This is a genomic window from Streptomyces sp. R44 (assembly GCF_041053105.1).
Lineage (GTDB): Bacteria > Actinomycetota > Actinomycetes > Streptomycetales > Streptomycetaceae > Streptomyces.
The window spans coordinates 4521460-4540635 of sequence record NZ_CP163444.1 but is presented as its reverse complement, the minus strand read 5'-3'; the positions used below and the strand labels follow the sequence as shown (position 1 = coordinate 4540635).

General features: G+C 71.4%; 19 protein-coding genes. 14 read left to right on the top strand and 5 right to left on the bottom strand.

The window, feature by feature from the left end; genetic code table 11:
• The first annotated feature begins 333 nt into the window (after window positions 1–333).
• From AB5J54_RS21090 to AB5J54_RS21080, 3 genes are all read left to right on the top strand, one after another.
• Complete coding sequence (locus AB5J54_RS21090; RefSeq protein WP_369145462.1) at window positions 334–747, top strand: hypothetical protein; 414 nt, start codon at window positions 334–336, stop codon at window positions 745–747.
• Window positions 748–808: 61 nt separating this feature from the next.
• Window positions 809–1486 carry an ABC transporter ATP-binding protein gene (locus AB5J54_RS21085; RefSeq protein WP_369145461.1) on the top strand — a complete coding sequence of 226 codons (678 nt, stop codon included), beginning with the start codon at window positions 809–811 and terminating at the stop codon, window positions 1484–1486.
• Window positions 1483–3738: an FtsX-like permease family protein gene (locus tag AB5J54_RS21080; protein WP_369145460.1), complete on the top strand. Its 2256-nt coding sequence runs from the start codon at window positions 1483–1485 to the stop codon at window positions 3736–3738. The genes AB5J54_RS21085 and AB5J54_RS21080 overlap by 4 nt, the downstream gene beginning before the upstream one ends.
• Before the next feature lie 10 nt (window positions 3739–3748).
• Here the strand turns inward: AB5J54_RS21080 and AB5J54_RS21075 are convergent, their stop codons facing one another.
• Window positions 3749–4975, bottom strand: coding sequence for an MFS transporter (locus tag AB5J54_RS21075; RefSeq protein WP_369145459.1), 1227 nt, complete (start codon window positions 4973–4975; stop codon window positions 3749–3751).
• Between the two features lie 86 nt (window positions 4976–5061).
• Here AB5J54_RS21075 and AB5J54_RS21070 point away from each other — a divergent pair, with 86 nt between their 5' ends.
• The 3 genes from AB5J54_RS21070 to AB5J54_RS21060 are packed head-to-tail and all read left to right on the top strand — an operon-like array spanning window position 5062 to window position 7982.
• A complete protein-coding gene (locus AB5J54_RS21070) occupies window positions 5062–6057 on the top strand; it encodes a DUF5937 family protein (RefSeq protein WP_369145458.1) in 996 nt (331 codons plus the stop codon).
• Entirely contained in the window at window positions 6054–6881 is an 828-nt protein-coding gene (locus tag AB5J54_RS21065) for an alpha/beta fold hydrolase (RefSeq protein ID WP_369145457.1), read from the top strand. The genes AB5J54_RS21070 and AB5J54_RS21065 overlap by 4 nt, the downstream gene beginning before the upstream one ends.
• A 42-nt stretch (window positions 6882–6923) precedes the next feature.
• Window positions 6924–7982 carry an aldo/keto reductase gene (locus AB5J54_RS21060; protein ID WP_369145455.1) on the top strand — a complete coding sequence of 353 codons (1059 nt, stop codon included), beginning with the start codon at window positions 6924–6926 and terminating at the stop codon, window positions 7980–7982.
• A 19-nt stretch (window positions 7983–8001) separates the two neighbouring features.
• Here AB5J54_RS21060 and AB5J54_RS21055 read toward each other — a convergent pair whose 3' ends face one another.
• Window positions 8002–8853, bottom strand: a complete 852-nt coding sequence (locus tag AB5J54_RS21055) for a helix-turn-helix transcriptional regulator (protein WP_369145454.1) — start codon at window positions 8851–8853, stop codon at window positions 8002–8004.
• Between the two features lie 225 nt (window positions 8854–9078).
• Between AB5J54_RS21055 and AB5J54_RS21050 the strand changes: the two genes are divergently transcribed.
• Together AB5J54_RS21050 and AB5J54_RS21045 are read left to right on the top strand one after the other, a co-directional pair.
• On the top strand, window positions 9079–9870 hold the full coding sequence (locus AB5J54_RS21050; RefSeq protein ID WP_369145453.1) for an alpha/beta fold hydrolase: 792 nt from the start codon (window positions 9079–9081) through the stop codon (window positions 9868–9870).
• 15 nt (window positions 9871–9885) lie between these two features.
• Window positions 9886–11061: a winged helix DNA-binding domain-containing protein gene (locus tag AB5J54_RS21045; RefSeq protein WP_369145452.1), complete on the top strand. Its 1176-nt coding sequence runs from the start codon at window positions 9886–9888 to the stop codon at window positions 11059–11061.
• 9 nt (window positions 11062–11070) lie between these two features.
• Here AB5J54_RS21045 and AB5J54_RS21040 read toward each other — a convergent pair whose 3' ends face one another.
• Entirely contained in the window at window positions 11071–11700 is a 630-nt protein-coding gene (locus AB5J54_RS21040; RefSeq protein WP_369145451.1) for a MarC family protein, read from the bottom strand.
• A 145-nt stretch (window positions 11701–11845) separates the two neighbouring features.
• Here AB5J54_RS21040 and AB5J54_RS21035 point away from each other — a divergent pair, with 145 nt between their 5' ends.
• Window positions 11846–12262 carry a YciI family protein gene (locus AB5J54_RS21035; protein ID WP_369145450.1) on the top strand — a complete coding sequence of 139 codons (417 nt, stop codon included), beginning with the start codon at window positions 11846–11848 and terminating at the stop codon, window positions 12260–12262.
• Between the two features lie 206 nt (window positions 12263–12468).
• Entirely contained in the window at window positions 12469–14574 is a 2106-nt protein-coding gene (locus AB5J54_RS21030) for a TerD family protein (RefSeq protein ID WP_369145449.1), read from the top strand.
• A 12-nt stretch (window positions 14575–14586) separates the two neighbouring features.
• Here the strand turns inward: AB5J54_RS21030 and AB5J54_RS21025 are convergent, their stop codons facing one another.
• Window positions 14587–15984 (bottom strand): DHA2 family efflux MFS transporter permease subunit, encoded by a 1398-nt coding sequence (locus AB5J54_RS21025; protein WP_369145448.1) that lies wholly within the window; start codon window positions 15982–15984, stop codon window positions 14587–14589.
• Between the two features lie 65 nt (window positions 15985–16049).
• Here AB5J54_RS21025 and AB5J54_RS21020 point away from each other — a divergent pair, with 65 nt between their 5' ends.
• Together AB5J54_RS21020 and AB5J54_RS21015 are read left to right on the top strand one after the other, a co-directional pair.
• Complete coding sequence (locus AB5J54_RS21020) at window positions 16050–16679, top strand: TetR/AcrR family transcriptional regulator (protein ID WP_369145447.1); 630 nt, start codon at window positions 16050–16052, stop codon at window positions 16677–16679.
• Between the two features lie 80 nt (window positions 16680–16759).
• Window positions 16760–17047 (top strand): metal-sensitive transcriptional regulator, encoded by a 288-nt coding sequence (locus AB5J54_RS21015; protein ID WP_030685455.1) that lies wholly within the window; start codon window positions 16760–16762, stop codon window positions 17045–17047.
• A gap of 76 nt (window positions 17048–17123) precedes the next feature.
• Here the strand turns inward: AB5J54_RS21015 and wrbA are convergent, their stop codons facing one another.
• A complete protein-coding gene (wrbA, locus tag AB5J54_RS21010; RefSeq protein WP_369145446.1) occupies window positions 17124–17732 on the bottom strand; it encodes an NAD(P)H:quinone oxidoreductase in 609 nt (202 codons plus the stop codon).
• A gap of 161 nt (window positions 17733–17893) precedes the next feature.
• Between wrbA and AB5J54_RS21005 the strand changes: the two genes are divergently transcribed.
• Both AB5J54_RS21005 and AB5J54_RS21000 read left to right on the top strand, forming a co-directional pair.
• On the top strand, window positions 17894–18544 hold the full coding sequence (locus AB5J54_RS21005) for a TetR/AcrR family transcriptional regulator (RefSeq protein WP_369145445.1): 651 nt from the start codon (window positions 17894–17896) through the stop codon (window positions 18542–18544).
• 56 nt (window positions 18545–18600) lie between these two features.
• Window positions 18601–19170 carry an RBBP9/YdeN family alpha/beta hydrolase gene (locus tag AB5J54_RS21000; protein ID WP_369145444.1) on the top strand — a complete coding sequence of 190 codons (570 nt, stop codon included), beginning with the start codon at window positions 18601–18603 and terminating at the stop codon, window positions 19168–19170.
• Window positions 19171–19176: the final 6 nt, after the last annotated feature.

The window sequence follows — 19176 nt, the reverse complement described above, 5'->3', positions numbered from 1 at the left end:
CACGGGCGGACAGGTCGACCAGGCGACCAAGCCTGCCGACCGGTCCGCCCGTCGTGCTGTTCGGGCACGGACGCCGCAGGCCATCGCGCTCGGCGCGCTTTGACGCGCGGGTGGACGACTGTTGACGCGCGGGCGCCTCACCGACCCCCGTCATCGAACGGCCCTCACGCCACAGAAGTGGCCCTCAGGGCTGAACGAGGCGCCTGGAGGGGGTCGTTCACTGGATAGGGGGGTGATCGGCCGGAGGTACGTTCCTTCTCCATCCGGTCTGTAGTGATGCCGATACTTTCTGTGATGACCAGTCGGCACACTCGACTCAACTAGGGGCGACCAATGAGGAAGTTGGCAACGGCAGCGGTGGCAGCGGGGCTGTTCTTCGGGGGGATGGGGGTTGCGGCGGCTGATTCGTGGCACAACGTGGCGCTCTTCAAGACGACCGGAGCACGCTTCGCGGAGGGCAGGTACAAGTGGGAGCCCGCAGAGGTACAGCAGGGTGCATTCCACATCACGGGCAAGCTGCGTGATGTGGGCCTGGACGACAACCACAACGTCTACCTGCAGGTGAAGGTGCACGGTTACGGCTGGAATCGCTTCGACGGGGTGCAGAAGAAGACCGTCTGGATCGACAAGCTCGTCCACGATGGCGCCTCTCGGTACACGAATACGGCAGAGGTGCGCGTATGCCAGAACCGCGGCTCCTTGCACCCTGACAACTGCTCTCCGACGAAGCACTTCAAGCGCCCGTAGGGCAGTCGATCTGCGCGGGAGCCGCACACTTGCGGCTCCCGCTCCCATAGGAGTGCGCACCTTGAAGGACGTCATCCTCCACGCCGAGGGCGTGGATCTCTTCTACGGCACGCAGCAGGCGGTCACCGGTGCCGATTTCACGCTCAAGCGCGGTGAAGTCGCCGCCATCATGGGCAGTAGTGGGTCAGGCAAGTCGTCCCTGCTGTACTGCCTCGCCGGGGTCCTGCCGCCCTCCAACGGCACGGTGACCTTCGACGGAGAACGGCTCTCATCTCTCCCTGACGGAGAGCTCAGTGCCCTGCGTCGCACGCGACTCGGGTTCGTCTTCCAGTACGGGGAACTGCTGCCGGAACTGACCGTCGAGGAGAACGCAGCCCTTCCCCTCCGGCTCGCCGGGATCAGTAAGTCCCATGCCCACGCCATGGCCGGCCAGGTGCTGGGACGGCTCGGAATGGGCGATCTCTTACGGCGCAGGACGTCGAAACTGTCGGGAGGCCAGAGTCAGCGCGTGGCAGTTGCGCGGGCCCTGGTCCACCGGCCGGACGTGGTGTTCGCCGATGAGCCGACCGGAGCGCTCGACAGCGCCAACGCAGCGGCTGTGTTGGACGAGTTCCTTCAGCTGGCGCGCCGGCAGAAGACCGCTGTTGTCATCGTTACCCACGATGCTGATGTCGCTGCGAAGGCCGATACCCAGTACACGATGTCGGACGGTGTGCTGGTCCAGCGGGTGGCCGTGTGAACGCGTTCATCCTTGGCATGCGCCTGCTGTGGCGCAGCGGGCGCAGGGCGCAGGTCCGGTTCCTCCTGATGGCGCTCGGATCCGCCCTTGGCGTTGCCTGCCTGGCCGCCGCACTCACCATTCCGACGATCATCGCTGCCAGCGATGCCCGGGTGACGCTCCGATCGGTGCAGTCCGCGAAGAACAACAATGCCGTTTACCAAGAATTCCTGGACCCCTATGGTTCACAGCCACTGCGACGGATCTTCATCGCTCGCACCGGCCCTGGGCCATTGCCGGTTCCTCCGGGAATCAAGGGACTCCCCCGCGCAGGCGAGGCGATCGTTTCGCCGAAGCTGGGCGAGATCCTGGCTGCCAACCCACGCGCTGCGGGCCTAGTACCCGGCCGTGTGACCGGCACGATCGCCCCGGCGGGGCTCGCAGGTCCCGACGAGCTGTACGCCTACATCGGCACCAGTCCGAATGGGCTGACCCAGGCGGCACCCCTCGGGCACTTCGGGACCAAGTACATGCAGCACGAGCTCATCGAACCATCGACTCTCGACATCCTGCGGTTCACTATCGGCTGCATCGTGCTGCTCCCTCTCGTCATCTTCCTCTCCGTCTGCGCGCGACTCTCCGGAGAGTCCCGTGCGCGCCGGCTTGCCGCGCTTCGGCTCATCGGCCTCAGCATGAAGGACACGTTGCGGGTCAATGCCGGAGAGAGCGTGGTTGCCGCCTTCGTCGGGGCAGCGGTTGGGCTCATCGGATATCTCGGGGTCAACGAAGTCATGGCGCGGGTCGGATTGCCCGGGTTGCACTGGTACCCGGCCGACGGGCGGCCCGAGCGGGTGACCATCGCCGTATGCCTGCTGGGATGTCCGGTCCTCGCGTGGGTCGTCGGCCAGTTCAGCGCGCGCCGGGCAGCCCAGTCACCCATCAACGTGCGCCGAACCGGAGAGAGCAAGCCTCCAAAGAAGTACGGGATGCTGCTGTTGATCCCTGGGCTCGGAGTCATCGGCGGATACTGCCTGCTCAGTGCAATGGGGCGGGATCCGTCAGGCGGGTCCGGCAGCGCAATTCTGGTTCCCACCGCTGTGCTGATGACTGGGGCAGGGCTCGTGTTCGGGCTGGCGCCGATCACATCGTGGCTCTCACAACGCCTGGGGGCAGTGTCGAAATCCTTGCCTATGTCCCTGGCCATGCGACGGACAGAAGTCGATCCGGGCAGCGCATTGCGGGTGGTCACCGGTCTCGTCCTGCTGGTGTTCGGTGCCTCACTCACACAAGGGGTGCTCATCGAATTGGACCAGGTCAGTCGGCGAACGACTCCGGTCCAGGAATACAGCCTTCCAATTTCGGAGTTGAGTGCGCAGCAGCGCACGCAGATGACCCTTGTGCGTGGAGTGCAGGCCCATGGCCTGATCGCCGAATCCTGGGTGGCCACCGTTGAGGAGGCTCTACCCAGGGTCGAAGCCGTCGTTGCAACGTGCGCTCAGTTGGCTGCCTTCACCGCGGCGACGCAGGGGTGCGTCGACAACAAGGTGCTGCGGATCGACAATCCGACCTTCCTCTTCGACGAAGACGCCCGCACCGGCAGCGACTTCATGTTCCTGCTCGACAGCGGGCGGAAGCTGACTGTCTCCGTCCCGCAGGACTCTGTGACCGTTCGAGCCTACGATCCCTCGGAGTTCGCCGGGCCAAGCCTCCTCATCCCCCCCTCCTTCCTCCCCCAAGGCACTCAGCTCGCAGGCGCTCGCTTCGTTCTCGTCAGTCCTTCCGACCCCGACACCGTCCGCTCCGTTCTCGACGGGATCGGGGCCGTTGCCCCGACCGCTTCCGTCGAGCCCGTGGGGATTGTGATCGGATCCCTCGCTCAGCTGACCGTGATTCGGAGTCTGCTGGTCGTCGGCATGGTGCTCGGGTTGGTGATCGGGGTGTCTGCGTTCGTCGTGTCTGTGGCCGATCGGGCCATGGAGCGGCGGGGGCAGGTGACTGCGCTGGCCTTGTTGGGGGCTCGGGCCGGGACCTTGCGGGTGGTGCAGGTGGTGCAGGTGTTGTTGCCGTTGGTGGTGGGGTTGGGGGCCGCCATCGTCACCGGGTGGCTTGCCGAGTCCAGTTATCTGATCACCGGGGGTGGTGAGGTGCACTGGGACTGGGAGGGATTGCCCCTGCTGTTCGCCTCCGCGCTGGGGGTCATGCTCGCCGCCGCGGTCGCCTCCGTGCCCATGGTCCGGCGTCACATCGATCCCGAGCACATTCAGCGCGATTAGTTCGTGGTCTTCAGGCCGCCAGGGTGTGGGTGGCGCGGCGCTCCATGCGGGTCTTCAGGGTCAGTGTCGTCGCCGCTGTCGCCGTGCCCGCCACCAGCGCCGTCCACCACAGGGTCGCCGGGCTCAGCGTCGTGTACACCGTCACCCCCAGCGTCAGCGCCCCGAAGCGGGCCATTCCCCACGTCCAGCTGAACGCGCCCTGGTAGCGGCCCCGGGCGTGGGCCGGGGCCAGGTTCGCGAAGAGGCTCGCCGCTATGCCCGCGACCACCACCTCGCCCAGCGACCAGATCACCACCGACAACGCGTAGCCCATGACGCTGTGCGCCAGGCCCGTCAGCGCCACTCCCAGTGCGATCAGCGCGCTGCCCGCGCTCTGCACCGCCAGCTGCGGCAGTCGGGACAGCCAGGCCGTCGCGAAGGGCTGGAGTGCGACGACCATGATCGCGTTGACCGCCGCCATCGCCCCGTACACCGCCGGCGACAGGCCGCTGTCGCGGACCGCGAGCGGGAGCGCCACCTCTGTGAGGGAGTAGACGAAGAGCTGCACGCCGAAGAGGGGGAGCAGGAGCATCGCCAGGCGGTCCCGGATCACCACGCCGTAGCCGATGCCGTCCTTCGCCTGCTTCTGCGGCGTCTCCTGCTTCGGTTCCTCGATGCGTACCGCCACCACCAGCGCGTACAGCAGCATCGAGCCCGCGTCGACCGCGAACAGGAGCCAGTACCCCTGCGCCGCCAGATAGCCGCCCAGGACTCCCGCCACCGCGGTGCCGATGTTCACGCCCCAGCCGAAGAGGGCGTACGCGCGGCGGCGCCGTTCGTTGTCGACGGCGTCCGCCAGCAGCGCGTACGCCGCCGGGGGCACCAGGCTGCCCGCCGCGCTGATCAGCAGCGACGCCGCCGCCATCGTCCACACCCCCGGCGCCAGGAAGAGGGCTCCCTGCGCCGCCGACGCGCCGATCAGGCCCATCAGCATCGTGGGACGGCGGCCGATGCGGTCGGCGAGGATGCCGCCCACGGCCGGGCCGATCAGGTTGCCCGCGCCGAGCGCGCCGAGTACGTACGTGGATTCCCCGCCCGTCACTCCCCGCGAGGCCAGGAAGAACACCAGGAACGGCGTGACCAGGTAGCCGAGACGGTTGACGATCGTTCCCGCGAAGATCGTCCAGACCACGGGCGGGAGACCCCGGAAGGCAGAGAGGGACGTCGCCGACGTGGAGGTGCGTGTGGAAGGAGGCATGGGGGGAGTTTGTTCTTCCGGCTCCTCGGCCCTCCAATGATTAAGGTCAGAGCGAATCCATTCGCCGACCCCAGGACGTGGCACGCATGGAAGCCGGGCTCAGTTTCTCCGCCGCCGACCTCGCCCAGACCCGTTTCGCCGTCTCCCCCATGTGGGAGGTCGTCACCAGCTACCGCATCGTCGTCCACCATCGCGACTCCGCCCCCCACCGCCGCTGGGCCGCCCAGGTCCGGCCCCGGCTCGTCCGCGCAGGCCTCGATCGCGGCTGGCTGGCCGCCCTCGTCCCCGCCCGCGGCTACCTCGCCGACTTCCTCAACCCCACCCCCGCCGGGCCCTTCCCCAGCCTCGACGCCGAGCTCGACGCCATCCGCCGCTCCCTCGCCGAGGACGTGATCGACGACCTCGACACCCTGGAGGGGAAGGGTGCCGACGCGGCCCGGCTCCGGGCGCTGCGGGAGGATCCCGCGGCCGTCCTTCCCAAGGTCGCCGACGAGATCGAGACGTACTGGGAGCTCGCCCTCGCCCCCTACTGGGCCCGCATCCAGAAGGTCCTGGAGGCCGATGTCTTCCACCGGGCCCGGCAGGTCGCCGAGCACGGTTCGGCGCGGGTCCTGAGCGAGCTCCACGAGACCGTACGGTGGGACGACGGCACGCTGCGGCTCGTACGACGGCACTGCGCGATCACCCGCGACCAGGCCGGGTCGGGGCTGCTGCTGATCCCCTCCGTCTTCGCGTACCCCCAGGTCCTCACCCGTTCCGTACATCCCGATCCGCCTCAACTCGCCTATCCGGCACGGGGTTTCGGCAGCGTCTGGGAACCCCGTACCACCGCCGCCACCGATGCCGTCGCCGCCGTCCTCGGCCGCTCCCGCACCCTGCTCCTCACCGAGCTCGACACCCCCGCCTCCACCACCCAGCTCGCCACCCACTGCGGCATGTCCGCCGCCGGCGTCTCCCAGCACCTCATCGCCCTCCGCAACGCCGGACTCGTCACCGCCCACCGCAGCGGCCGCTCCGTCCTCTACGCCCGCACCGCCGTCGCCGACCAACTCCTCCACCCACCGGGGATCATGACCGGATGAGCTCTTCTTCCCCTTCCTGGACCGAGCGTGTTCTCGTACGTGACGATGTACGGCTGACCTGCCGCGACTGGGGCGGCTCCGGGCCCGACGCCCTCCTCCTCCACGGACTCGCCGGGCACTCCGGCGAGTGGGACGCCCTCGCCCGGCTGCTCCAAGACGCCGGGCACCGGGTCGTCGCCCTCGACCAGCGCGGGCACGGCCGCAGCGAGCGGCTCCCGGCGGACGTCTCCCGGGCCGCGTACGTCGCCGATGCCGTCGCCGTCGTCGAGGAACTCGGCCTCGTACGGCCCCTGTTGATCGGGCAGTCGCTCGGCGGGCACACCGCGCTCCTCACCGCCGCCGCCCACCCCGGCCTGCCGCGCGCGCTCGTCCTCGTCGAGGCCGGGCCCGGCGAGCCCGAGCCCGGCCTGCCCGAGCAGATCGGCGGCTGGCTACGGGCCTGGCCGGTGCCGTTCCCCTCGCGGGAGGCGGCCGTCGCCTACCTGGGGAACGGCCGGCGGGCCGTCGGAGAAGGCTGGGCCGACGGGCTCGAAGAGCGCGACGGCGGGCTCTGGCCGCGCTTCGACCCCGACGTCATGGAGCGGTCCCTCGACGAGAACGCCCGGCGGGAATTCTGGGCGGAGTGGGCCGCCGTCGCCTGTCCCGGACTCGTCGTGCTCGGCGAGGGCGGGATCATCGGCGGTGAGCAGTACGCGGAGATGGTCCGGGTGCGGCCCGGACTGCACGGCGTCGGCCTTCCCGGTGCCGGGCACGACGTGCATCTGGAGCGGCCCGAGCTGCTGGGCGGGCTGATTCTCGATTTCCTGCGGCAGCAAGGGCTTTGAAGCCCTTGCCTTGGAGTGCACTCCACTCCCTAGAGTGCGCGCATGCGCTATCGGGTACTCGGCGGGACCGGGATCGACGTCAGCACCTACTGCCTCGGCACCATGATGTTCGGGGCGGTCGGCAATCCGGACCACCAGGAGTCCGTACGGATCATCCATGCAGCCCTCGACCAGGGCATCAACTTCGTCGACACGGCCGACATGTACTCGGCCGGCGAGTCCGAGGAGATCGTCGGCAAGGCGCTGCGCGACCCCCGGCGCCGTGAGGCGACCGTCCTCGCCACCAAGGTGTACTTCCCGATGGGCGGCGAGGGACCCAACAAGGGCGGTTCCTCCCGGCGTTGGATCACGCTCGCCGTCGAGAACAGCCTCAAGCGGCTCGGGACGGAGTGGATCGACCTCTATCAGGTCCATCGGCCCGATCCCCGGACCGATGTCGAGGAGACCCTCGATGTTCTCGGTGATCTCGTCGGCCAGGGGAAGATCCGGGCCTTCGGCTGCTCCACCTTCCCCGCCGAGGAGATCGTCGAGGCCCACGCCGTCGCCGAGCGGCGCGGGCTGCGCCGGTTCCGGTCCGAGCAGCCGCCCTACTCGCTGCTCGCGCGGGGCGTCGAGGCCTCCGTGCTGCCCACCGCCCAGAAGTACGGGATGGGCGTACTGACCTGGAGCCCGCTCGCCTCCGGCTTCCTCACCGGCAAGTACCGCAAGGGCCGGCCGATCGACCTCACCAGCGGGCGGCCCGCGCTCACCCCGCACCGCTTCGACCCCTCCCTGCCCGTGAACGCCGCCAAGCTCGACGCCGTCGAGGCCCTCGTCGAGGTCGCCGAGTCCATCGGATGCTCCCTGCCCGAGCTGGCGATCGCCTTCGCCGCCGCGCACCCGGCCGTGACGTCCGTGATCCTCGGCCCCCGGACGATGGAGCAGCTGGAAGGGCTGCTCAAGGGCTCGACGGTCGTCCTCACCGACGAGACCCTCGACCGGATCGACGCGATCGTGCCGCCCGGGACCAACCTCTACCAGCCGGACGGCGCCTGGCGGCCGCCCTACCTGACCGATCCGACCCTGCGGCGGCGGCCGTTGGGCGAGCGGGCCGCCGGGTGAGCCGCGAGGCTTCTACGGCCTAGGAGCTGGGCGTGAACTGTTCCGTGCCCACCACCCGGAGCAGTGCCAGGCGCTCCCCCGCGTCCGTGCCCGGCGGCGGGGTGAAGAGGACGAGGCGCTGTTCGCCCTCCGGGGCGAGCAGCACCTGGCAGTCCAGGTCGACCGCGCCGATCAACGGATGCGCGACCCGCATCCGGCTGTGCCGGCGGACCGCCACCTCGTGCCGTTCCCACAGCTCCGTGAACTCCTCGCTCGCCCCGCGCAGCCGCTCCACGAGCCGGGTGGCGGCCGGGTCGCCGGAGCGCCGGCCGACGGCCGCGCGCAGGTCGGCGACGTGGAGGCGGCTGTAGTACGCGTGCTCCTCGGCCGGGTACGCCGTACGGGCCGCCGGGTCGGCGAACCAGCGCCAGACCACGTTCCGTCCGTGCTCCGACACCGTGCACACCCCGCCCAGCAGGGACTGGGCCATCGCGTTCTGCGCGAGGACGTCCCCGAGGTCGCTCAGGACCTGCGCGGGGGTCGTGTCCAGCTGGTCTAGCAGGTGCAGCAGGCCCGGTGCGACATGGTCGCCGGTCGTGGCGCCGGCCGGCGGGCGGTGGCCGGCGAGGAGGTGGAGGTGGTCGCGCTCGTCGGTGTCGAGGCGCAGCGCGCGGGCCAGCGCGGCGAGCATCTGCGGCGAGGGCTGCGGGCCGCGGGCCTGCTCCAGGCGGATGTAGTAGTCGGCCGACATGCCCGCGAGCTGGGCGACCTCCTCGCGGCGCAGTCCGGGGGTGCGGCGGCGGGGCCCGGCCGGGAGGCCCGCGTCCTGCGGGCGGACCCGCTCGCGGGAACGGCGCAGGAAGTCGGCGAGTTCACGGCGGTCGATCGTCATGCCGGATCATGGTGCCGTGTGCGGGCGGCCGTATCCAGGGACCGGCGGTCCCCGGGTCGCGCCGCCCCGGGGGACGGGGCGGGGCCGTATCCAGGGACTCCCGGTCCCAGGGTCGGAAGGGCTCTCCCGTCGGCTTTCGGTGGTCGGCAGAGTCCTCGGTGTCAGGCAGCGACCGCCTCCGCCGGAGGGGCCGCCCCAGCAGGTTCACCACCGGGAGCACAGATCATGGCCACCGTCACCGTCGGCACCGCCCGCGTCCACTACGACATCGAGGGTTCGGGCGCCGGCCCCGCCCTCCTCCTCGTCCATGGCACCGGCTCGGGGGGCGCCGTCATCAACTGGGGCCGGACCGCGCCCCGTTTCACGGCCGGCCGCCGGGTGATCACCCTGGACCTGTCCGGCGCCGACCGGACCGTCGACGACGGCGGCCCGCTGACCGTCGAGACGCTCGCCGCGCAGATCGTCGCGGTCATCGAGGACGCGGGCACCGGCCCGGTCGATCTGCTCGGGTTCTCGATGGGGGCCCCGGTGTCGGCGGCCGTCGCCGCCCTCCGTCCGGACCTGGTCGAGCGCCTCGTGCTCGTGGCGGGGTGGGCGTACACCGACGGCGACGAGTACCTGCGGAACCTGTTCACGCTGTGGCAGCGGCTCGGCGCGTACGACCCGGCGGGGTTCGGGCGGAGCGTGACGATGACCGGGTTCAGCCGCGACTTCCTCAACGGGATCGGCCGCGAGGGCGTCGAGGCGCTCATCCCGAACATGCCGCCCACCCCGGGCACCCTGCGGCACGTGGCGCTCGACCTCGGGGTCGACATCCGCGGGCTGCTGCCCCGGATCACGGCGGAGACGCTGGTCATCGGCGGCACGCAGGACGCGACCGTCCCGGTGGAGAACAGCCGGGAGCTGCACGCGGCGATCGCCCGCAGCACGTACGCCGAGATCGACGCCGGGCACGTCATGTTCTTCGAGAAGGAGGACGAGTTCGTGAAGACGGTGACGGAGTTCCTGGGGGCCTGACTCATCATGGGGCCCATGGGAGACACGAGGTTCATCGACGCGGCCGAGCGGCGGGCCCGGCTCGGGGTACGGCACCGGCTGGCCGGGGGCGCGCGGGCGGGGTCCGCGGCGGAGGTCGGGGGCGCGCTGGTGGCGCTGCACGCGACGGATCCGGCGAGCGTGTTCCTCGCGGTGGCGGCGCGGTCGGCGAAGGGCGTCGAGCCGGTGGCGGCGGTGGAGCGGGCGCTGTACGAGGACGGGTCCCTGGTCCGTATGCACGGGATGCGGCACACGGTCTTCGTCTTCCCGTCCTCCCTCGCCACCGCCGTCCAGGCCTCGACGACCGAAGCGGCCGCGGTCCGCGAACGGACCACGCTCCTCAAGCACTTGGCGGCCGGCAGCGCCTTCGACGGGGACTGGCTGGCGGAGACCGAGCGGCTCGTCCTCGCCGAGCTGGGCGCGCGGGGCGAGGCGACGGGGGCCGAACTCGGCGAGGCCGTACCGAGGTTGAGGTCGACGTACGTGTACGGGCCGGGGACCCGTCAGGAGGGGGTCCAGTCCGTGGCGAGCCGGGTGCTGCGGGTGCTGGGCATGGAGGGCCGGATCGTACGGGGCCGGCCGCAGGGTTCGTGGACGTCGAGCCGCTTCCGGTGGGCGACCGCCGAGGCCCGTCCCGTACAGGATCCGGCGGAGGCGCGGGCCGAGCTGCTCGGGCGGTGGCTCGGGGCGTGCGGGCCGGCGACCGAGGCGGACCTGACGTGGTGGACGGGGTGGAAGGTCACGGACGTCCGCAAGGCGCTCGCGGCGGTGGGGGCGGTGCGGGTGACGGTCGCGGAGGGGGCGGCCTTCGTGCTGCCGGAGGACCTCGGGCCCGTACCGGAGCCGGAACCGTGGGCGGCGCTGCTGCCCGCGCTCGACCCGACGGCGATGGGGTGGCGGGGGCGTGATTGGTACCTGGACCCGGAGTACCGGGCGGCGCTGTACGACCGCAGCGGGAACGTCGGGCCGACGGTGTGGTGGAACGGCCGGATCGTCGGCGGCTGGGCGCAGCGCCCGGACGGCTCCCTCGCCCGCCGGCTCCTGGCCGACGTGGGCGCGGAGGCGGAGCGGGCGATCGGGGCCGAGGAGGAGCGGCTCGCGGGGTGGCTGGGGGACGTACGGGTGACGCCCCGCTTCCGGACGCCGCTGGAGCGGGAGCTGAGCGGCTCCTGACCGGGTCGTCTAATGGCGGGTGCCCAGGCCGGGCACTCCCAGGTCGTAGAGCCCGTCGAGGACCAGGTCGACGCCGACGGCGGCGAGCAGCAGGCCGAGCAGGCGGCCGAGGAGCTCGATCGTGGCGTGGTGGGTGCGGCGCAGGATCCGGGTGAGGAGCAGGACGCAGACGAGGTCGAGGGCGATGACGGACACGTACGCGCCGACGACCGTCGAGCGCCAGCTGACGGAGTCGCGGGCGGCGGCCTCGATGAGGACGGCGGTCATGGCGAGCGGGCTCACGACGTACGGCATGAGCAGTTCGCGCACCCCGCTGACCAGGTCGGGGGAGTCCTGGTGGGTGCCGTCGGAGCCGAGGTGGAGGCCGAGGACGAGGCCGACGGCGTAGATGAAGAAGATGACGCCGCCCGCGAGCTGGAGGGCGGGTGTGCTGATGTGGAAGAGGTCGAGCAGCCAGGGCGCGGTGATGCCGGTGACGAGCCCGACGAGGACGGCCGCGCCGGAGGAGATGAGCGCGATGAGCCGCAGCTGGCGGACGTCGTGGACCTGGGCGAGGCCGGCGAAGGCGAGGAGCACCTTCGGGGGTCCGACGACGGAGAAGAAGGCGATGAAGGCGGCGGAGAAGGTGAGTGCGTTCACATCGCAGATCTTGACCGGCGCCATGGGGCGGTCGAGTGATTTCTCCGGCTTTCCCGGTTTCCGTCCGCGCGGTGTCGAGAACGGCGGCCCGGCTCCGACTCTGCTGCGAGAGGCAGTAATCGCAGAGATCGACGAGGAGGACGTCATGAAGTACCTGGTGATGGTCCAGGGAGCGCAGGCCGACTACGAGGCGATGACGGGCCGCGGCTCGGCGCGGTACCCCGCGTGGGACAAGACGCAGCTCCAGGCCATGTTCGACCACATGAACGCGATCAACGCGGACGTCTCCGCGCGCGGCGAGATGGTAGACGCCCAGGGCCTCGCCGCCCCGTCCACGACCCGCTTCGTCACGGTGGACGCCCAGGGCGAGCCGGTCGTCACGGACGGCCCGTACGCCGAGACCAAGGAGGTCCTCGCCGGCTACTGGGTCCTCGACTGCGACTCCCTGGCCCGCGTCACGGAGATCGCCGCCCAGGTCGCCCGCTGCCCGGTCCCGCCCGGCTCCCCGGACTACCCGGTGGTCATCCGCCCGATCGACGAGACGGGCCCGAGCCAGGACTGAGTCCCGGCCGGACGCGAAGCCCCGAACACGCCGCACGAGGCCGCTCGGGGCTTCTCCCGGCCGCACGCGCACGAAGCCGCTCCCGACACGCCCAGCCCCCAGCCCCCCATGTTCGTCCGACTTTCACAGTTCCTCCCCGACCTTTCGTTGCGGACGCTACGGTTCCCCCGGGGCGCACAACACATCGCGAGGGTCCGGGGGGACACATGCACGAGATGTCCAAGGGAGCCAACATCGGGCTGGCCACCCTCAGCGAAGACACCGGCGCGGTCGTCGTCGGTCTGAGCTGGAGCAGCGCGACGGGAGACGGTGACGCGGACGTCTCGGTGCTGCTCGTCGACGGCAGTGGCAAGGTACGCGGGGACACCGACTTCTACTTCTACAACCACCCCGCCGCCGAGGACGGCAGCGTGCAGCTGCTCGGCAAGGTCCCGACGGAGAACGGCAGCGAGGACCGGATCAGCCTGGACCTCACGGCGATCCCCGAGGACGTCACCACGATCGTGGTGGCGGCGAGCCAGTACGGCGGCTGCTTCGGCGATCTGGACGACCTGCGCATGACGGTCTCCGACCGTTCGGGCGAGGCGCTGCTCGGCTTCTCCATCGAGGACGCCACGATCGAGACGGCGTTCATCTTCGGTGAGCTCTACCGGCGGAACGACGAGTGGAAGTTCCGTGCCGTCGGACAGGGGTACGAGACCGGACTCGCCGGACTCGCCACCGACTTCGGCATCACCGTCGACGAAGGGGACGAGACCGAGGAAGGGGAGACCGGGGAAGAGGGCGAGACCGGGGCAGGACAGGGAGAACCCGCCGCCGCCGTCCCCTCCGCGGACCCCGCCGCGGCACCCGGTCCGCAGGCCGCCGGCCCCGCCCTCATCCCCGCGCAGTCCGGACCCGAGTCCGCCGCCCCCGCCTCCTCCGCGGCCGGTGCGACGCCCGCACCCGCCCGGCGACGTGGTGCGCGGACCGCCAAGAAGAAGGTCACGCTCCCCAAGGCCGCGAAGAAGTCCCTGGCCGAGAACGACAGCTGGAAGCCCGCGCGGCTCTTCCCCGTCCCCTCGTACAAGAGCGACCGTGAGCGCGAGGTGCGCGCGACCTCGGTGCTGCTCTCGGTGATGGCGGAGGTCCCGGAGTTCGGCCGGCGCCTCACCGCCGGTTTCGGGGCGCCCGCGGGCCGGATGCAGACCTTCACCGAGGTGTCGCTCCCTCACGGGGACAGCCCGAAGCGCCCTGACGGTGTCATCCGGACGGAGCGGGCCGGGAAGCTCTGGACGGCGCTCGTCGAGACCAAGACCAACGGCAATCCGCTGAAGTCGGAGCAGGTCCAGAACTACATGGACATCGCGGCCCGTCGCGGGTACGAGGCCGTCATCACCCTGTCCAACGACGTGGCCCTGGAGGGCAGTCCGCTCGTCGAGGTCAAGACGGACGGCCGGCGCAAGCACAAGGTCTCGCTCTGGCACCTCTCGTGGGCCGAAGTGGCCCACCAGGCCCAGATGCTGATCCGGCACGAAGGCGTGGGCAACGCCGCCCACGCCTGGCTCCTCCAGGAGCTGCTCCACTACCTCCAGCACGAGAACTCCGGCTGTCACGGCTTCCAGAACATGGGTCCGTCCTGGGTGCCCGTACGCAACGGGATCGACGCCGAGACCCTGTGCCAGGGCGACCCCCGCGCGGTGGAGGTCGTGGAGAGCTGGGAGCGGCTGATCCGTCAGGTCTGTCTGCGGCTGGGCGGCGAGCTCGGGCAGAAGACCCTGCCGGTGCAGCGGGCCAGGCGCGGCACCGACCCCAAGTCCCGGCGTACGGAGCTGGCCGACCGGCTCTGCGAGGAGGGGAAGCTCTCCGCGGAGCTGCGGGTCGACGGCGCGCAGAGCATCCTGTCCCTCACCGCGGACCTCCGCACCGGGAAGATCCGTACGTCCATCGACGTGCCCGCCCCGGAGGGCGCCTACCCGCTCTCGGTCGCGAAGCGGCTCCTGCGGGTCCTGGAGGACGCCCCCGCCGACCTGCATGTGGAAACGCTCCTGGAGGGCCGGAGCGGGCCCCGGGGGACGCTGGAGCGGCTGCGGCCCGAGCCGGGTGATCTGCTGCCCAAGGACAGCAGGGACGGTGCGGTCATCACGGGCTTCCGGCTGTCGCTCTTCAAGGGCATGGGGAACAGCCGGGGCAGTACGGAGTCGGGCTTCATCCGCAGCATCGACGAGGCGGTCGACCGCTTCTACGGCTCGGTGGTCACGCATCTCGGCCAGTTCGAGCAGCGGCGGGCGCCGCGGGCACGGTCCGCCGCCGCTCCTTCCGGGAGCGAGTGAGCCCGGTCGTCCTCAGTGCACCCCGTGGGCCCCGCCCGAGAGGCGGGGTCTGCCGCGGGGGATGAGGAGGGGGGTCGTCAGGGCTGCCGCGGTGGCCGTGAGGGTGCAGGCGGTGAAGGTGGTGGTGAAGCCCGTCGGGCCCAGGGCGAGGGTGGAGGTCGCGGCCACGCCGATGGTGCCGCCGACCTCGTGGAAGGTGTTGACGATGCCCGAGGCGAGGCCGGCTTCGTGGGTGGGGATCAGGCCGAGGGCCGTCGTGGTCGCCGTGACGAAGACCGCGCCCAGGCCGAGGGCGGCCGTCGCCAGGGACGGCAGGAGGGTCGTCCAGGGGTCGGTGGTCGGGGTCAGGAAGGCGAGCGGCAGGCAGCCCGCCGCCGCCAGGGCCATGCCGCCGGCCGCGCAGGCGCGCGGGCCGGCCGTCGTGACCAGGCGGGAGCCGAGGTGGGCGCCGATCGCCGTGGTGAGCGCGACCGGGAGGAAGAGGAGGCCGGTGCGGAAGGCGTCCAGGCCGTGGACCCGCTGGAGCCGCATCGAGCCCAGGAAGAAGAACGAGATCAGGAGCGCCGTCGCGACCAGCATGAGGACGGAGCCCGCGACGACCGGGCGTCGGGTCAGCATGCGGAGGTCTATGAGGGGCGTGCGGGTTCGTCGCTCCGTCGCCGCGAACAGCCGGTAAAGGGCGACCGCTGCCAGGAGGGGCAGTAGCGTCCCGGGCGCCGTCCAGCCGTCGTCGCCCGCCCGGACCAGGCCGTAGACGAGTGCGCCGGTGGCCGTGGTGACCAGGAGGGCTCCTGGGACGTCCAGGTGCACCGCCCCTTCGGTGGGCGTGTCCTTCCGCAGGAGTTTCGGGAGGGTCGCCAGGAGGGCCAGGCCCGTCGGGACGTTCACGTAGAAGATCCACGGCCAGCCCGGGCCCGCCGTGAGGGCGCCGCCCAGGAGGACGCCCACGGCGGAGCCGGTGCCGCCCACGGCCGCCCAGACGCCGAGGGCCCTGGCCCGTTCCGGGCCGTGGAAGGTGGTCGTGACGAGGGCCAGGGCCGCCGGGGAGAGGAGGGCGGCTCCTGTGCCCTGCGCGATGCGGCCGGAGATCAGGACGGTGGCGTTCGGGGCCAGGCCGCAGACCAGGGAGGCCGCGGTGAAGAGGGCCAGGCCCGCGAGGAGGGTCCGGCGGGCGCCGAGGGCGTCCGCCAGCCGTCCGCCGAGGAGCATCAGGCCGCCGAAGCAGAGGGTGTACGCGGTGACCACCCAGGTCAGAGCCGTACGCCCGAGGTCCAGATCGGCGGCGACGGCGGGCAGGGCGACGTTCACGACGGTGACGTCCAGGATCAGCATGAACTGGGCCGCGCAGATCAGCGCGAGGGCCGTCCAGCGGCGTGCGTGGACGTCGGCAGGGGCGAGGTCGGTCGACATAACTGAACTGTACGGCACAGTACAGTTGAACTCAACGGTACAGTTGGGTTGGTAGGCTCCCCCGCATGGATTCCAAGCCCGCGCCCTCCGGCGCCCGCGCCGCCCGCAAGCGGCAGGCCGTCGTACGGGCCGCCCGCGACCTCTTCCTCCGCGAGGGCTTCGGCGTCGGCATGGACGCCATCGCCGCCGAGGCGGGCGTCTCCAAGGTGACCGTCTACAACCACTTCGGCAGCAAGGAAGCCCTCTTCACCGCCGTCGTCGCCGGCGCCCTCGACGAACCCCTCGGGGACACCGAAGGGCCCGACCTCTCCCGGCTCGCCGACGCCGAGGACCTGCGCGCCGCCCTCACCGAGGCCGGCCGCGCCTGGGCGCGGGCCGTACGCGCCGACGAGGAGGGCCGCGCCCTGCGCACCCTCGTCGCCACCGAGCTCCACCGCTTCCCCGAGCTCGGCCGCGCCTGGCACGCCCACGGACCGGCCGGCCACCACCCCGCCGTCGCGGACGCCCTGCGCACCCTCGCCGACCGGGGCCGGCTCACGATCCCCGACCTGGAGGTCGCGGTCCTCCAGCTGTACTCGCTGCTCGTCTTCCCGCAGATGGTGTTCGAGCAGTACGGGACGGAGCTCACCGAGGAGCTGAGCGAGCGGCTCGTCGTCGACGGGGTGGAGATGTTCCTCCGCCGTTACACGCCCTGACAGGTGTCATCCTTGGACTTCGACGGAACCCCTCGCCGGGGAGTAAAATTACCCCCTGGGGTATCTGTGGAGGAGTGACAGTGGAACTCGATCTCGCGGGCGCCGAGCTCAAGGCGGTCCTGAACCGGCTGCGCCGGGCCCAGGGCCAGATCTCCGGCGTGATCCGGATGATCGAGGAGGGGCGCGACTGCGAGGAGGTCGTGACCCAGCTCGCCGCCGCCTCCCGCGCCCTCGACCGGGCCGGGTTCGCGATCATCGCGACCGGGCTCCAGCAGTGCCTGACCGACATCGAGGGCGGCCGCAAGAACGGCGAGGACCCCGAGGCGATGCGCGCCCGGCTGGAGAAGCTCTTCCTCTCCCTCGCCTAGCAGAGCGGGAGAAGGCGACAGTGCCCCCGGGGACGGTTCCCCGGGGGCACTTCTGTGTCGGCAGACGCTCAGGACGTCAGTCCTCCGCCAGGCCCTTCAGCCGCTTCGCGATGCGCGTCAGGCGCGCGCCCTGGTAGCGGGCGGCCTGGAGGACCTCCTCGCCGGGGGCGCCGTTGGCACCCGGGTGCGCGGTGCCGTACGGGTTGCCGCCGGCCGCGTAGACCGCCGGGTCCGTGAAGCCGGGGGAGACGATGACCGAGCCCCAGTGGTGGAAGGTGTTGTAGAGCGCGAGCAGCGTCGACTCATTGCCGCCGTGGACGTTGTGCGCGCTGGTGAAGGCGGTGGCGGGCTTGTCCGCCATGACGCCCCGCTGCCAGAGCCCGCCCGTCGTGTCGACGTACTGCTTGAGCTGCGCGGCCACGTTGCCGAAGCGGGTCGGCGAGCCGAGGGCGTACGCGTCCGCCCACTCCAGGTCGTCGAGCGTGGCGACCTCCACGTCACCGGTGGCGTCCACATGGGCGCGCCAGGCCGGGTTCGCGTCGATGGCGGCGTCGGGGGCCAGCTCGGTCACCCGGCGGAGCCGGACCTCGGCGCCGGCCTTCTCGGCGCCCTCGGCGACGGCCTGGGCGAGCTGATGCACGGATCCCGTGGCCGAGTAGTAGATGACGGCGACCTTGACGGACATGGTGGACTCTCCTCAGCCGAACTCGACGAGCGAAGCGGATTGCTTTCCGGTTCCTGGTCCGAGGTTAAGCGGATTGCTATCCGCTTCGCAAGGGCAACAGGTATGCTCGCATCAGAAAGCGACCGACGGGGGAACGGGGCTCAGCGAACAGGAGTCGGCAGATGAGCACGGAGAACCCCCAGCCCGGAGACCGGTCCGGAGACAGGGCGGCAGTGCCGGTACTCAGCCTGCTCCCCACCGTCGACGCCCCCGCCCCCGAGCGCGCCGACGCGGCCCGCAACCGGCGCCGGATCCTCGACGCGGCCGCCCGGATCGTCGCCGAGGAAGGCCCCGACGCCGTCACCATGAACCAGGTCGCCCACGCCAGCGGCATAGGCGTCGGCACCGTCTACCGCCGCTTCGGCGACGTCTCCCAGCTCCTGTGGGCGCTCCTCGACGAGCGCGAGCGCCGCTTCCAGGAGGCGTACATGAGCGGCCCTCCCCCGCTGGGCCCCGGCGCCCCCGCCGCCGAACGCCTCGACGCCTTCCTCGACGCGCTCGTCGACCGGGTCGCCGCACAGCGCGCCCTGCTGCTCGCCGCGCACTCCGCCGCGCCCCGCGCCCGCTACCACAGCGGCGCCTACCGGGTGATGCACACGCACATGGCCCTGCTCATCGGACAGCTCAGGCCGGGGAGCGACAGCACGCTCCTCGCGCACCTGGCGCTCGCGCCGTTCTCGCCCGACGTCATGCACCACCTGACGGTCGAGCAGGACCTGCCGGCCGACCGCCTCAAGGCCGGCATACGGGACCTGCTGACGCTGCGGAACTAGGGGCCACTCTGCGGACGGTCATGGACGGCGGGCGCCCGCCGTCGCAAGATCACGCCATGACCACGTACCTGATCCTGCACGGCTTCCAGAACCGCCGCCCGCCCGCCCACTGGCAGCACTGGCTCGCCGGGGAGCTGCGCGAGCGCGGCCACGAGGTCCGCTACCCCCAGCTGCCCGAGCCGGACGCGCCCGAGCTCGACGCCTGGCTCGACGCCCTGGAGGAGCACGGCCGGCGCCCGGCCGAGGGGGAGTTCGTGGTCCTCGCGCACAGCCTCTCGGTGCTGCTGTGGCTGCGCGCCGGGGAGCGGCGGCCGGACGCCGACCGGGTCCTCCTGGTCGCCCCGCCGTCCCCGCAGGTCACCGCCTCGATCCCGGAGATCGCCGCCTTCGCCGACGGCCTCGACCTGACGGAGGCGGGACTCAAGGCGCGGCTCGTGTACGGGGACGGGGACCCGTACTGCCCCGAGGGCGCCGACCTGCACTACGGCATCCCGCTCGGCCTCGACCTGGACCTCGTACCGGACGGCGAGCACCTCAACCCGGACTCGGGGTACGGGGAGTGGCCCTCGCTCCTGGAGTGGTGCGAGGACCCGGCCGTACGGGTGCGGAAAAACCTCGCGCCGTAGCACCGG